The following is a 12,686-nucleotide window of genomic DNA, read 5'->3' on the forward strand; positions in this document are numbered from 1 at the left end:
GTTTGTCCTAAATCGGTAACATATTGAGATTCTGTTGTTCCTGTCCAGATTAGCTTGTTTTGTTTTAACGAAAATACATTGGTTTCTACCATATAAGATGTAGTTTCTTGATAATATCCAGGGTCGTAGAAATTAGGCGAGTACATTCCGTACCAATTCCCAAATCCATAACCATACATTCCTGTGTACATTCCGTCAAATCCACCATAATACATTCCAGTGTAAGTGCCAGGAACATAATTAACTTCTTTTTCTTTGCTGACTAATCGCATACTGATTACGCCATCAAAACCTTCATCTTGTAAAACCTTTAGTTTCTGTTCTTGTGACAATTGTGAAGTTGCATCTAAGTATTGGTAAGAAGTCTTAAATATTGGATTGCTTGCTGCAATTCTATTTTCTGTAATTCGTCTCGAAGCTTCGTCCTTGACCAAAGCTACAACTAAAACTTTCTTGAAATGTTCCTGAGTGATGGTTACATCAGGATCTCTCCAGCTGTTTACAATAGAAGTATTACTGCCACAACTTGAAAATGCCAAAATAGCGAAAAACAAAACGAAGTACTTTTTCATATTTTACAGTTAAATTATTTTGTAATAAAAATAACGATAAAATATTATAAAAAGGTCATTATAAGGAAATTAAATTTCTTTTAATTATAAGCTTTTTTAATACGGTCTAAGTCTCGTTTAGTATCTTGCTCTTTTAGAGATTCACGCTTGTCGTAGTTCTTCTTTCCTTTGCAAAGGCCAATCTGCAATTTGGCTAATCCTTTTTCATTTGTAAATAGTTTCAAAGGAATAATAGTTAGTCCTTTTGCTTGTACGCTTTTATGAAGTGTCTTTAATTCTTTTTTATTTAAAAGTAATTTTCTTTCGCTTCTCGATTTATGATTGAATTGATTTCCAAAAGAATATTCTTCAATATATGTATTAATAGCAAAAAGTTCCATCCCGCTGAACTCGCAGAAGCTTTCGGTAATATTTGCTTTTCCTAGACGTATAGATTTAATTTCTGTTCCTGCCAAAACAATTCCAGCAGTATAAGTATCGATTATCTCGTAATCGAATCTGGCTCTTTTGTTAAGTATGTTAACTGATTTTATCATGGTTGCAAATGTAAGACAAAATCGAAAGAAATTGTAGCGGTTAAAGATAATTAAAGATTTTTTTTAATCTATGATTTAAATCAGTTCGAAGGCAAAAGCTTAACAATAAGTTTGTCCTGTAATTTAAAAAACAAAATAAAATGAAAAAGATTGTTACACTAGTGAGTATGGTATTAATCGGTCTAACAGCTAAAGCTCAAGATTCGTCTCAAGGATTAAAAGGAGCTTGGTTTGCTACTTCTCAATTTGGTTACCAGCAAACTAAAAGTGGAGATGTTAAAGGGACAAGTATATCGGTATTACCAATAGTTGGAACATTTGTTACTCCATCTGTTGCAGTTGGAGCAGGAATTGGTTATATCAATATTAAATCTGATGGATATCAAAATGGGAGTCCAGATGTTAAAACACTTGCCAAAACAGATTTATTTGTTTTCCAGCCTTTAGTTAGAAAATATTGGAATGTAGCTGGTTCGTTGTATTTCTTCGGACAGGCAGCAATACCGGTCATTACTGGTAAAGAAAAGGAAAGTGACTTAAAGGTAAATCAAATTGGTTTATCTGTATCAGGAGGTTTTGATTATTTTGTTACTAAGAATTTCTCTGTTGAGTTTTCTTATGATTTAGCAAACTTTACTTCTACAACTTTAAAACCAGAGAATGGAGAGAAAACAACTGTCACAAATTTTGGATTAGCTCATGTAGCGAATGTTGATTCTTACTACAATACAGCATTAGGTGGAAGTAATCCAAACTTGACATCTCCAATTTCTGTAGGATTTAAATTCATATTCTAATTTATTCTTTATTTGATTAACGTAAAATTCTATTTTAGTAATTTTGCAAAAAAAGAAGACCGTACTGAAAAGTACGGTCTTTTGATATTATTTAAAAAAAAAAGTATAAAAATGCAAAACCAATCTAAAGATCCATTACACGGAATTACACTTCAAAAAATTGTCGAAACTCTGGTAAATTATTATGGTTTTGATACTTTAGGAGAATTAATTCCTGTTAAATGCTTTACCTCAAATCCGAGTGTGAAATCAAGTCTTACTTTTTTAAGAAAAACAGATTGGGCTCGTAAAAAAGTAGAAGAACTTTACATTAAAACACTTCCTAAATTAAGCTGAGTTTTATAATTTGTAAGAAATCATTACACCTCCGCGGTACGGAAGCCATTCTCCACTCTTGTTGTAATTCGGTGCTTTTTCGTATCTTCCGGGAGTTCCGTCGTTATAGTATCCTTTATAAAATCCTTGGTGCCATCCACCGCCAACAAAAAAGTCAAGTAAAAATTTATCACTTAGTTTTAAATTGTAACCAACTGTAGCTCCAATTCTATAACCGAAACCATCTTCGTACTTATTAGTATCCCAATAATTCCATTTTTGCAATTCGTATTTATCAGCTCCAATATGTGCTCCAGCATAAAAACCATTATATTTTTCTTTAAAATGATAACGGATTTCTGGGGTCACGGTGACAAATTTCATTGGGTTATTTCCGTTGAATGATTCCCAGAAAGAAGCCATTACATCGGCGCTAAAAGTGGTTTTTTCTCCGATACTGGTTTCTATACCAATATTTGGAATTGCAAGTAATGCAGTTGCTCCGTTAAATTTTACAAATGTCTGGCTTTGTAATTGAATGCTGACTAAAAGAACAAGTAGGGCAGGTATTTTTTTCATAAAGTTTTTGGAATTCAAAATAGCTATTGTAGCTAATTTCGAGCGCAAATATAACGTATAATGCTTTATAACTATTGTGTGTAAGATTATTTTAACAAGAATAAATTCTACTTTTCTAGTAATGAGTAAATTACCTTGTCAAGAAATTTTCCTTCCCAAAATTCTGACTCTTTTAAATGAGCTTCTTTAACAAAACCACATTTTTGTAAGACCTTTTCAGACGCATAATTTTCTGGATCAATAACAGCTTCTATTGAGTGGAGTTTTAGATCTTCAAATCCATATTTTATAAGTCGATTAACGGCTTCTGGCATAATTCCTTTTCCATGATGATCTGGTGAAAGCATATAACCTATTTCAGCTCGGTAATTTTCGGGTTGTATTCTGTAATAGCCAATAATTCCTAATAATTTAGGATCGTCTTTAAGTCTGATCCCCCAATTTATTCCAATATTGCTTTCAATTTTTTCATTAATCATTTGGATATGTTCCAAGGCATCTTCGTGATTTTTTACTAAAGGTCTCGGAATATATTTCATGGTTTCAGGATTAGAACGCAGTTTAAAAACTTCTTCTACATCTTTGTCGGTAATTCTGTCTAGAATTATACGCTCAGTTTCTATTATTGGAAATGGCGTAAAGTTAAAATCTAACATTTTGTTTATTATAATATGGTAATACTAAATTTTGCACTGAAATCTTTATTTGTATCCAATGTCAAAATTCCTTCTTTTTGGTATAAATCACCTGTGTTTTCCTCGGTATCAGAATAGCCTAACCAAGGTTCAATACAGATAAATGGTGCATTTTCTTTTGTCCAGATTCCTAAGCTTGGAAAATCTTTATAATCAACTTTTACATAAGGTTTTGAATTATTCAAAATAGTTAGCGATTTTGATTCTAAAGTTTTAAATATCAAAGCATCATTTTTAAACAGCTCATAATTTAAAGCAACTAAATTGTTTTTTGTTTCTAAAACTTTAGTTTTAGATGAAATCAAATCGTTTTCAAGAAGATAGTATTTTAAGTTTTCTTCTTTTTCGAATTGAAAAGCATAACCTTCAAAATTGTTTGGAAGTGCAATTGCAGGATGTGCACCAATCGAAAAAGGCATTTTTTCTTTGCCGTAATTGATTACTTTGTATTCTAGTTCTAATGTGCTTTCCTTAAGTGTGTAAATAAGCTGTAATTCAAATTCAAAAGGATATTTTTCTAATGTTTCTTCGGAAGATTTAAGAGAGAAAATAGCTTTGTTTTCAGTTTTTTCAATTAAAGAAAATTCCATATCTCTTGCAAAGCCATGACGAGGCAAATGATATTCTTTTCCGTTGATTTTATAAGTATTGTTTTTTAAAGTTCCCACAATTGGAAAAAGAACAGGGGAGTGTTTACCCCAAAAATCAGGATTGCCTTCCCAGATATATTCATTGTCTTGTTTGTCCTTTATAGAGAATAATTCCGCTCCAGCATGATTGATCGAAGCTTTTAATATTGAATTTGAAATAGTTGTAGTCACAATGTTGAATATAAAATGAATGATTTTTCTAGAGATGTAAATATATTTTATAAAATCTAGTTTTTTAAGAAAAAGGCTTAAATTATTTTATTGATAAAATTTTGCTAAAATTAAATTTATGTTTTAAAATTTCTCTGTGAATAGCTTTTTTTTTCATTAATTTGCTACATAAACAGCTAAAAAATATGAAAAAGCAATCTGCAAAAGCCATTTTAACCGCGGCTTTATTTTTTGGGATTTCTTCAGTTTGGGCGCAGCAAACTACGCAGGCGACAACAACAAATCCGGTAAACAATTATAGTTATCATGATGCCTTTGGTCCTCATTTTTATACAAAAAATGGTACGACAACTCGTACTGCTAGCGGTCAACCGGGAGCAGAATATTGGCAGAACAGAGCCGATTATCAGATTACGGCAAAATTAAATGCAACTACAAACGAGATTGTAGGTACAGATGAAATTACTTATACGAATAATAGTCCCGAAAAACTGGGATTTCTTTGGCTGAATTTAGATCAAAACTTATTTAAAGACGATTCTAGAGGAAACGCTGTTGTGCCTTTGACAGGAAGCCGTAACGGAGCGCAAGGACAAGTTTTTGATGGCGGAAACAAAATTAAATCTGTAAAAGTGATTTCTGGAGGAAAAACTAAAACAGAGACAATTGCTAAATACATAGTTACAGATACAAGAATGCAGGTTTTTCTTCCTCAGGAATTAGCTGCAAAAGGAGGTTCTGTAAAAATTAAGATCGAATTCTCTTTCATCGCGCCTTTCGAAGGATCTGATAGAATGGGGGTTTTAGAAACCAAAAATGGAAAAATCTTCACAATTGCACAATGGTACCCACGTATGTGCGTGTATGATGATGTGAGAGGTTGGAATACTGCTCCGTATTTAGGCGCTTCTGAGTTTTATTTAGAATATGGTGATTTTGATGTAAAACTTACTGTACCTGCAAATCACTATGTTGTAGCTTCAGGAGAATTGTTGAACGGTCAGGAAGTGTTTTCTGCCGAACAATTAAAAAGATATAAAGATGCGGCTAATAGCGACAAAACAGTTATGATTCGTACTGCTGATGAGGTTAATGCAACAGCAAACAATAATTCAGGAACTGAAAAAACATGGCATTATAAAATTAAAAATGCACGTGATTTTTCTTGGGCATCATCTCCTGCGTTCATTTTGGATGGTGCAAAAATTAACCTTCCAAGCGGTAAAAAATCTTTAGCATTATCTGCTTATCCTGTTGAAAGCGATGGGCAAGGTGCTTATGGCCGTTCTACAGAATATGTAAAAGCTTCAATTGAGCACTATTCTAAACAATGGTTTGAATATCCTTATCCAGCAGCTACAAACGTAGCTGGAAATGAAGGAGGAATGGAATATCCTGGAATTGTTTTCTGCGGATGGAAATCTAAAGGACAAGATCTTTGGGGAGTTACAGATCACGAATTTGGACATATCTGGTTTCCAATGATTGTGGGTTCAAATGAAAGATTATTTGCTTGGATGGACGAAGGATTCAATACATTTATTAATTCACTAAGTACTGCTGCATTTAATAACGGTGAGTACAAAGAGCAGCCAACAGATTTACACCAAGAAGCAGAATCTTTCACGCGTCCAGATTTAGAGACTATCATGAGTTCTCCTGATAACATGAAAGAAAAGAATATTGGCATGTTGTGTTATTTTAAGCCAAGTGCTGGTCTTGTTCTTTTAAGAGAGCAAGTTTTAGGAAAAGAACGTTTCGATACTGCTTTTAGAACTTATATTGAGCGTTGGGCTTATAAACATCCTCAACCTGATGATTTCTTTAGAACGATGGAAAATGTTGCTGGTGAAGATTTAAGCTGGTTCTGGAGAAGCTGGTATGTAAATAATTGGAGATTCGATCAAGGAATCAATTCAATTAAATATGTAAAAAATGACCCTTCAAAAGGAGTGATTATTACAGTTGAGAATTTTGATAAAATGCCAATGCCAATTGTTTTAGATGTGAAAACAAAAAGCGGAAAAGTGACGAGAGTTAATCTACCAGTAGAAATTTGGCAACGTAATAACAGCTGGTCATTTAAACATAATTCTACAGAAGAAATTGAAAGTATTATTTTGGATCCTGATCATGTTTTTCCTGATAATAATGAATCTAATAATGTTTGGACTGCAGGAACGGGTAAAGTAGAAAAAGCGATTATTATAGATGGTTATTTAGGTAATTATGTTACGGCTAAATCTCCTTTAACGATTAATTTGGTTGACAGAAATAGTGTTTTAACAGCTGAACTTCCAAATTATCCGAATTTTTCTTTAGATCCTGTTCCAAATGAAAAAGATACTTTTGAATCGCCTAGAGCTGGATTAAAATTTAAATTTAACGAAGCTAAAACTGGTTTCGACATGACGATCTTAGGAAACGGTCAAGTTATGCAGTTTACGAAAAAGTAATTTTACTTTTGTAAAGTATTTAAAACCCGATAATTAGAAATAATTATCGGGTTTTGTTTTTCTGTATATTCACAAAACGTAAAAAAAATGTTAGAATTTAAATTTTTTGTTTTGGAAATAAAAAAATAATGTACTTTTGCACCGATGAATAAAATAAGTTTACATATAACTTCTTTGTCACGGACAAACTCACCGATTACTTCTCCCGAAGTACGGACACTATCTCTATAGTGTTCACTGAGTTTTATAGCCGTATATTTATTCATATCCATTTTTCATTTTGAAATCACATAATTTGTCCATTGGACAAACACATCCTAAAAGTATTTATTATTTTGTGAATTTTCTTAATCAATGTTTTGATTTTGAGAATGTTACTTCTTTTATGCTTAATTTTATTGGATTCAATTCTGGATTTCAAGCGAATCAATATGCTTTAATTTTTAACTCTAACTTCAATTATTGAAATGAAGATCTCTATTGTTGTTACCCAGGAAGAACACTTCAAATTCGCACAAGAAATTTGCGATACGATAGAATCATCTGCCTTGTTAAGAGGTACGGGGATTGCTAAAAGAACTCCTGAGTACATTCAGAAAAAAATGGCAAACGGTGATGCAATGATTGCTTTGGCTGATGGAAAGTTTGCTGGTTTTTGTTACATAGAAAGCTGGCAGCACGGAAAATTTGTTGCTCATTCTGGATTAATTGTGCATCCAGATTATAGAAGTCATGGTTTGGCAAAAAAGATAAAATCGAAAGTTTTTGATTATTCTTTGAAAAGATTTCCAGATGCTAAAATCTTTGGTATTACAACTGGTTTGGCAGTTATGAAAATTAACTCTGAACTTGGATATAAACCAGTTCCTTTCTCAGAATTAACAACCGATCCAAGTTTTTGGGCGGGTTGTAAAACCTGTACTAACTTCCCGATTTTACAAAGCAAAGAAAACAAAATGTGCCTTTGTACAGGAATGTTATACGACCCAAAAGAAAAACAAAAAACACCGCCGAGACATCCTTTTAATGAGGCTGTTTTGAGCAGACTTAAAAAAATCAAACAGGCTTTATTCTTAAACAAAATATTGTCATTTATTTTTTTATTCAAAATTTAATCAAAAAGAAATCTCAAACTGCTAAATACGAAAGTATTAGCCAAAATTATAAAAAATGAAAAAAGTAGTATTAGCTTATAGCGGAGGATTAGATACCTCGTATTGTTTGAAATATTTAAAAAATGAAAAAGGATACGAAGTTCACACTGTTCTTGTTGACACAGGAGGATTTTCTGCTGAAGAATTAACAGCTATTGAAAAAAGAGCTTATGAGTTAGGAAGCGCACAGCATGCCAACTTAACAATTTTAGACAAATATTACGATAAAGCTATAAAATATCTGATTTTCGGAAATGTATTAAAAAATAATACATATCCATTATCAGTAAGTGCAGAGCGTGTTTTTCAAGCAATTGAAGCAATTAAATACGCTAAAAAAGTAGGAGCAACTGCAATCGCTCACGGAAGTACTGGTGCAGGAAACGACCAAATCCGTTTCGATTTGATTTTCCAAACTATTGCTCCAGAAATCGAAATCATTACTCCAATTAGAGATTTAAAATTATCAAGACAAGAAGAAGTGGATTATTTGGCTCAAAACGGAGTTCACTATTCTTGGGAAAAAGCACAATATTCTATCAATAAAGGACTTTGGGGAACAAGTGTTGGAGGAAAAGAAACTTTAACTTCAAGTCAGCCATTGCCAAGTGAAGCGTATCCTTCACAATTACAAAAAGAAGGAGAAGAAAAAGTAACACTTCATTTTGAACAAGGAGAATTAGTTGGTTTAAACGGAAAAACAGATAAACCATCAAACAATATTGTGGCTCTTGAAAAACTGGCAAGTGCTTATGCAATTGGTAGAGATATTCACGTTGGAGATACAATTATCGGAATTAAGGGAAGAGTTGGTTTTGAAGCTGCAGCTCCGTTAATTATCATAAAAGCACACCATTTATTAGAGAAACACACTCTTGGAAAATGGCAACAATATTGGAAAGAGCAATTAGGAAACTGGTATGGAATGTTGTTCCACGAAGGTCAGTTCTTAGATCCTGTTATGAGAAATATTGAAACTTTCTTGCAAGACACACAAAAAACAGTAAATGGAACGGTTACAGTTTCATTAAAACCATATCATTTCTCACTTGACGGAATTGAATCTAAAAACGATTTGATGAATACAGGTTTTGGTCAATACGGAGAAATGAACAATGCTTGGACATCTGACGATGCAAAAGGATTTATCAAGATTTTAGGAAATGCACAAAACATATTCTCATCTGTAAACAAATTAGATCATGATTAATGTCGGAATTATTGGTGGTTCGGGCTACACGGCTGGAGAACTCATCAGAATTTTAATGTATCATCCAAAAGTAAACATCGATTTTGTTTACAGTACAACCAATGCTGGAAAACCACTTTCTGTAGCGCACAACGATTTGATGGGCGATATTGAAATGAATTTCACAGCTGAAATCAATCCGAATGTGAATGTTGTTTTCTTGTGCTTAGGTCACGGAAAATCAATTTCATTTTTGAAAGAAAATCAGTTTGCGAGTCATACCAAAATCATTGATTTAGGAAATGATTTCAGGCTGAATAAAGATGCCCATTTCGAAGGAAAAGATTTTGTTTACGGATTGCCTGAAATTAATAAAGCGGAAATCAAAAAAGCAAATTATATCGCGAATCCAGGTTGTTTTGCAACTGCTATTCAATTGGCTTTATTGCCTTTAGCAGAACATAATTTGTTAAATAATGATGTTCATATCAATGCCACTACCGGAAGTACAGGAGCAGGAGTAAGTCTTTCAGAAACTTCTCATTTTAGTTGGAGAAATAATAATATGTCGCATTATAAAGCTTTTGAGCACCAGCATTTAGGTGAAATTGGAGAAAGTTTAGTTCAGTTGCAGGATGATTTTGATAGCGAATTGCTTTTTATTCCGAATAGGGGAGATTTTCCAAGAGGAATTTTTGCAACGCTTTATACATTATGTGATGATAGTTTGGAGCAATTGGTTTCTAAATACGAAGAGTTCTATAAAGATCAACCTTTCGTAACTGTTACCACAACAAACATCAACATGAAACAAGTGGTACAGACGAATAAATGTATCATTAGTTTATTGAAAAAAGGAAACCGGGTTCTCATAACATCAATTATAGATAACTTAACCAAAGGTGCTTCAGGACAAGCGATTCAAAACATGAATTTAATGTTCGGTTTAGAAGAAACCACAGGTTTACATTTGAAACCAAGCGGATTTTAATTTTTTAGTTTCAAGTTTCAAGTTTCAGGTTTCACGTTCTGTGTGTGACTCGAAATAGATACGAAGAAACATAACTAGTTTTAAGGTTTGAAGTTTTAGTTTTCACGTTCAGTGAGTAACTTGAAACATGAAACCTGAAACAAAATAAACAAAACAAAAATGAACTTATTCAACGTTTACCCATTATACGACATAACTCCAGTAAAAGCAATAGATTGTACAATTATTGACGACAAAGGAGTAGAATATTTAGATTTATACAGCGGACATGGTGTAATTTCTATCGGACACACACAACCGGATTATGTAGCAAAACTGAAGAATCAGATAGATAATTTAGGATTTTATTCGAATGCTATTCAGAATCCTTTGCAGGTTGAATTGGCTCAGAAATTAGGAAAACTTTCAGGTCTTGAAGATTACGAATTGTTTTTATGCAGTTCTGGTGCCGAAGCAAATGAAAATGCTTTAAAACTAGCTTCTTTCCACAACGGAAAATCAAGAGTTGTGGCTTTTGATAATTCTTTCCACGGAAGAACTTCTGCAGCGGTTGCGGTTACAGATAATAAAAAAATTGTTGCACCAATTAATGCACAACAAGTAGTTACTTTTTTACCTTTAAATCAAATTGAATTAGTTGAAGCTGAATTAGCTAAAGGAGATGTTACAGCAGTAATTATTGAAGGAATTCAAGGCGTTGGAGGTTTAGATCAAGGAACAACTGAGTTTTTCCAGGCTTTAGAAAAAGCATGTAAAAAACACGATGTTGTTTTGATTTTAGATGAAGTGCAGTCAGGATACGGAAGAAGTGGAAAATTCTTCGCTTTCCAACATCACGGAATCAACGCTGATATTATTTCAGTTGCAAAAGGAATGGGGAATGGTTTTCCAGTTGGAGCTATTTTGATTTCTCCAAAATTCGAAGCAAGTTTCGGATTATTAGGAACTACTTTCGGCGGAAGCCACTTGTCTTGTGCAGCAGGAATTGCAGTTTTAGATGTAATCGAAAAACTGGATTTACAGAAAAATGTAAATGAAGTTTATGCATATTTCTTAGAAAAAATCAAAGAAGTTGACGGAATCAAACAAGTAAAAGGAAAAGGATTAATGCTTGGAGTGGAATTTGATTTTGATGTAGCAGCTTTAAGAAAGAAATTAATCATCGAAAAACACATTTTTACAGGAAGTGCAAACAATAAAAATCTATTAAGAATTTTACCGCCTTTAACTGTGAAAAAAGTAGATATCGATACGTTTGTAAAAGCTTTAAAAGAAAGTTTAGAAGAACTTAAAAACTAAGTTTGCCTATAACTGTTAATTCGTTTAATCGTTTAACTGGTTAATCGATTAAACGAATTAGCGATTAACCAATTAAACCAAAAAAATGAAACCATTATCAATTGAAACACGCAATGCGGTTTTGCGGTCTATGGCAAAGCTGGTCGAACAGGAGCGGAATGAGATAATCCTAACCAATCAGGAAGATTTAGCGGATTATGACGGCTCAGATTTAGCGATGGAGGAGCGCTTAAAAGTAGATGATAATAAAGTTGACGAAATGATTTTATCACTCAACCAATTAGCTTCTCAGGAAGATCCCGTTGGCGTTGAGCGTTTTCATTTTACTCATGATAATGGAATAAAAGTGGTCAACAAAACTGCCGCTTTTGGAACGATTTTAATTATTTACGAATCTCGCCCGGATGTTACAATAGAAGCGGGAGGAATTGCCTTTAAATCCGGAAATAAGATTTTATTGAAAGGAGGGAAAGAGTCTTTAAAATCAAATTTGAAAATCGTAAGTCTTTGGCACAAAGCTCTAGAAGAAAATGGAGTTTCAAAAGACTGGGTGGAATATCTGAATTATAACCGAACAGAAACTCAGGCATTTTTAGAAAAACCAACTCAAAAAGTTGATTTAATTGTTCCAAGAGGCGGAGAAAAACTAATTGAGTTTGTAAAAGCACACGCAACTTGTCCCGTAATCGTAAGCGGACGAGGAAATAATTTTGTTTACGTTCATGAAAAGGCAGATACAGATTTGGCTTTAAAAGTAATTTTAAATGCTAAAACAGCTAAAATATCAGCTTGTAATGCTTTGGATAAAGTTCTAATCGATTCTAAACTGCCAAATTTTGAAGGTTTTGTTGCAATGTTAATAGAGGCATTAATAGAAGCAAAAGTTGAGGTGATTGTAGATAAATCTTTAGAGAATTTTGAAAATACCAAAACAATCGAAAACGAAGATATTTGGTATGAAGAGTTTCTAGATTATAAAATCGTAATTGGAACCATCGATTCTCAGGAACATGCCATTGATATGATTAATAAGTACTGCGGAGGTCATTCTGCAGCAATTATTACCAGAGATAATGATGTTGCACAGCAGTTTATGGAATCAATAGATGCAGCAGCGGTTTACCAAAATGCATCAACCCGTTTCACAGACGGTGGACAATTTGGTCTTGGCGGAGAATTAGCAATAAGCACCGATAAATTGCATCAACGTGGTCCAATCGGCCTTCAACATCTCGTAACAAACAAATGGTACGTTTACGGAGAAGGACAGATTAGATAATTG

Annotated in this window: 14 protein-coding genes; 8 read left to right on the forward strand and 6 right to left on the reverse strand. The window is 33.1% G+C overall.

Annotated features, from left to right (window positions below; all coding sequences use genetic code 11):
- Both B3J44_RS18205 and smpB read right to left on the reverse strand, forming a co-directional pair.
- Positions 1 to 572: hypothetical protein (locus tag B3J44_RS18205; RefSeq protein ID WP_286970185.1), on the reverse strand; the 572-nt coding region annotated here is incomplete at its 3' end.
- A gap of 80 nt (positions 573 to 652) precedes the next feature.
- Entirely contained in the window at positions 653 to 1,108 is a 456-nt protein-coding gene (smpB, locus tag B3J44_RS18210; RefSeq protein WP_095927676.1) for an SsrA-binding protein SmpB, read from the reverse strand.
- 140 nt (positions 1,109 to 1,248) lie between these two features.
- On the opposite strand from smpB, the gene B3J44_RS18215 reads away from it, so the two are divergent.
- Together B3J44_RS18215 and B3J44_RS18220 are read left to right on the forward strand one after the other, a co-directional pair.
- A complete protein-coding gene (locus B3J44_RS18215; protein ID WP_286970188.1) occupies positions 1,249 to 1,905 on the forward strand; it encodes a hypothetical protein in 657 nt (218 codons plus the stop codon).
- A gap of 111 nt (positions 1,906 to 2,016) precedes the next feature.
- A complete protein-coding gene (locus B3J44_RS18220; protein ID WP_286970190.1) occupies positions 2,017 to 2,241 on the forward strand; it encodes a VF530 family protein in 225 nt (74 codons plus the stop codon).
- 3 nt (positions 2,242 to 2,244) lie between these two features.
- Here B3J44_RS18220 and B3J44_RS18225 read toward each other — a convergent pair whose 3' ends face one another.
- The 3 genes from B3J44_RS18225 to B3J44_RS18235 all read right to left on the reverse strand — a co-directional run bounded on the left by B3J44_RS18225 (position 2,245) and on the right by B3J44_RS18235 (position 4,315).
- Positions 2,245 to 2,799 carry a DUF3575 domain-containing protein gene (locus B3J44_RS18225; protein ID WP_286970207.1) on the reverse strand — a complete coding sequence of 185 codons (555 nt, stop codon included), beginning with the start codon at positions 2,797 to 2,799 and terminating at the stop codon, positions 2,245 to 2,247.
- Between the two features lie 107 nt (positions 2,800 to 2,906).
- Positions 2,907 to 3,455, reverse strand: coding sequence for a GNAT family N-acetyltransferase (locus B3J44_RS18230; RefSeq protein ID WP_286970209.1), 549 nt, complete (start codon positions 3,453 to 3,455; stop codon positions 2,907 to 2,909).
- An 8-nt stretch (positions 3,456 to 3,463) separates the two neighbouring features.
- On the reverse strand, positions 3,464 to 4,315 hold the full coding sequence (locus B3J44_RS18235; RefSeq protein ID WP_286970210.1) for an aldose 1-epimerase family protein: 852 nt from the start codon (positions 4,313 to 4,315) through the stop codon (positions 3,464 to 3,466).
- A gap of 185 nt (positions 4,316 to 4,500) precedes the next feature.
- On the opposite strand from B3J44_RS18235, the gene B3J44_RS18240 reads away from it, so the two are divergent.
- Positions 4,501 to 6,771 carry a M1 family metallopeptidase gene (locus B3J44_RS18240; protein WP_286970212.1) on the forward strand — a complete coding sequence of 757 codons (2,271 nt, stop codon included), beginning with the start codon at positions 4,501 to 4,503 and terminating at the stop codon, positions 6,769 to 6,771.
- A gap of 2 nt (positions 6,772 to 6,773) precedes the next feature.
- Here the strand turns inward: B3J44_RS18240 and B3J44_RS18245 are convergent, their stop codons facing one another.
- Positions 6,774 to 7,037, reverse strand: coding sequence for a hypothetical protein (locus B3J44_RS18245; protein ID WP_286970215.1), 264 nt, complete (start codon positions 7,035 to 7,037; stop codon positions 6,774 to 6,776).
- Between the two features lie 201 nt (positions 7,038 to 7,238).
- Between B3J44_RS18245 and B3J44_RS18250 the strand changes: the two genes are divergently transcribed.
- The 5 genes from B3J44_RS18250 (at position 7,239) to B3J44_RS18270 (ending at position 12,683) form a co-directional block, all read left to right on the forward strand.
- Positions 7,239 to 7,886, forward strand: a complete 648-nt coding sequence (locus B3J44_RS18250) for a GNAT family N-acetyltransferase (protein WP_286970217.1) — start codon at positions 7,239 to 7,241, stop codon at positions 7,884 to 7,886.
- 55 nt (positions 7,887 to 7,941) lie between these two features.
- Positions 7,942 to 9,135, forward strand: a complete 1,194-nt coding sequence (locus B3J44_RS18255; RefSeq protein WP_286970218.1) for an argininosuccinate synthase — start codon at positions 7,942 to 7,944, stop codon at positions 9,133 to 9,135.
- Positions 9,128 to 10,105: an N-acetyl-gamma-glutamyl-phosphate reductase gene (argC, locus tag B3J44_RS18260; RefSeq protein ID WP_286970219.1), complete on the forward strand. Its 978-nt coding sequence runs from the start codon at positions 9,128 to 9,130 to the stop codon at positions 10,103 to 10,105. The genes B3J44_RS18255 and argC overlap by 8 nt, the downstream gene beginning before the upstream one ends.
- A 159-nt stretch (positions 10,106 to 10,264) precedes the next feature.
- A complete protein-coding gene (locus B3J44_RS18265; protein WP_286970221.1) occupies positions 10,265 to 11,404 on the forward strand; it encodes an aspartate aminotransferase family protein in 1,140 nt (379 codons plus the stop codon).
- Positions 11,405 to 11,489: 85 nt separating this feature from the next.
- On the forward strand, positions 11,490 to 12,683 hold the full coding sequence (locus B3J44_RS18270) for a glutamate-5-semialdehyde dehydrogenase (RefSeq protein WP_286970222.1): 1,194 nt from the start codon (positions 11,490 to 11,492) through the stop codon (positions 12,681 to 12,683).
- Positions 12,684 to 12,686 lie beyond the last annotated feature (3 nt).

The organism is Flavobacterium sp. UBA4854 (assembly GCF_002399805.1).
In the GTDB taxonomy this organism is placed as follows: Bacteria; Bacteroidota; Bacteroidia; order Flavobacteriales; family Flavobacteriaceae; genus Flavobacterium; species Flavobacterium ginsengisoli.

What these genes read in the sequence shown, in the direction of transcription:
- B3J44_RS18220 (WP_286970190.1), top strand. Translation starts at nt 2,017, where the DNA reads ATGCAAAACCAATCTAAAGATCCATTACACGGAATTACACTTCAAAAA.
- B3J44_RS18240 (WP_286970212.1), top strand. Translation starts at nt 4,501, where the DNA reads ATGAAAAAGCAATCTGCAAAAGCCATTTTAACCGCGGCTTTATTTTTT.
- B3J44_RS18225 (WP_286970207.1), bottom strand. Translation starts at nt 2,799, where the DNA reads ATGAAAAAAATACCTGCCCTACTTGTTCTTTTAGTCAGCATTCAATTA.
- B3J44_RS18245 (WP_286970215.1), bottom strand. Translation starts at nt 7,037, where the DNA reads ATGAATAAATATACGGCTATAAAACTCAGTGAACACTATAGAGATAGT.
- B3J44_RS18215 (WP_286970188.1), top strand. Translation starts at nt 1,249, where the DNA reads ATGAAAAAGATTGTTACACTAGTGAGTATGGTATTAATCGGTCTAACA.
- B3J44_RS18270 (WP_286970222.1), top strand. Translation starts at nt 11,490, where the DNA reads ATGAAACCATTATCAATTGAAACACGCAATGCGGTTTTGCGGTCTATG.
- B3J44_RS18255 (WP_286970218.1), top strand. Translation starts at nt 7,942, where the DNA reads ATGAAAAAAGTAGTATTAGCTTATAGCGGAGGATTAGATACCTCGTAT.
- B3J44_RS18265 (WP_286970221.1), top strand. Translation starts at nt 10,265, where the DNA reads ATGAACTTATTCAACGTTTACCCATTATACGACATAACTCCAGTAAAA.
- argC (WP_286970219.1), top strand. Translation starts at nt 9,128, where the DNA reads ATGATTAATGTCGGAATTATTGGTGGTTCGGGCTACACGGCTGGAGAA.
- B3J44_RS18250 (WP_286970217.1), top strand. Translation starts at nt 7,239, where the DNA reads ATGAAGATCTCTATTGTTGTTACCCAGGAAGAACACTTCAAATTCGCA.
- B3J44_RS18230 (WP_286970209.1), bottom strand. Translation starts at nt 3,455, where the DNA reads ATGTTAGATTTTAACTTTACGCCATTTCCAATAATAGAAACTGAGCGT.
- smpB (WP_095927676.1), bottom strand. Translation starts at nt 1,108, where the DNA reads ATGATAAAATCAGTTAACATACTTAACAAAAGAGCCAGATTCGATTAC.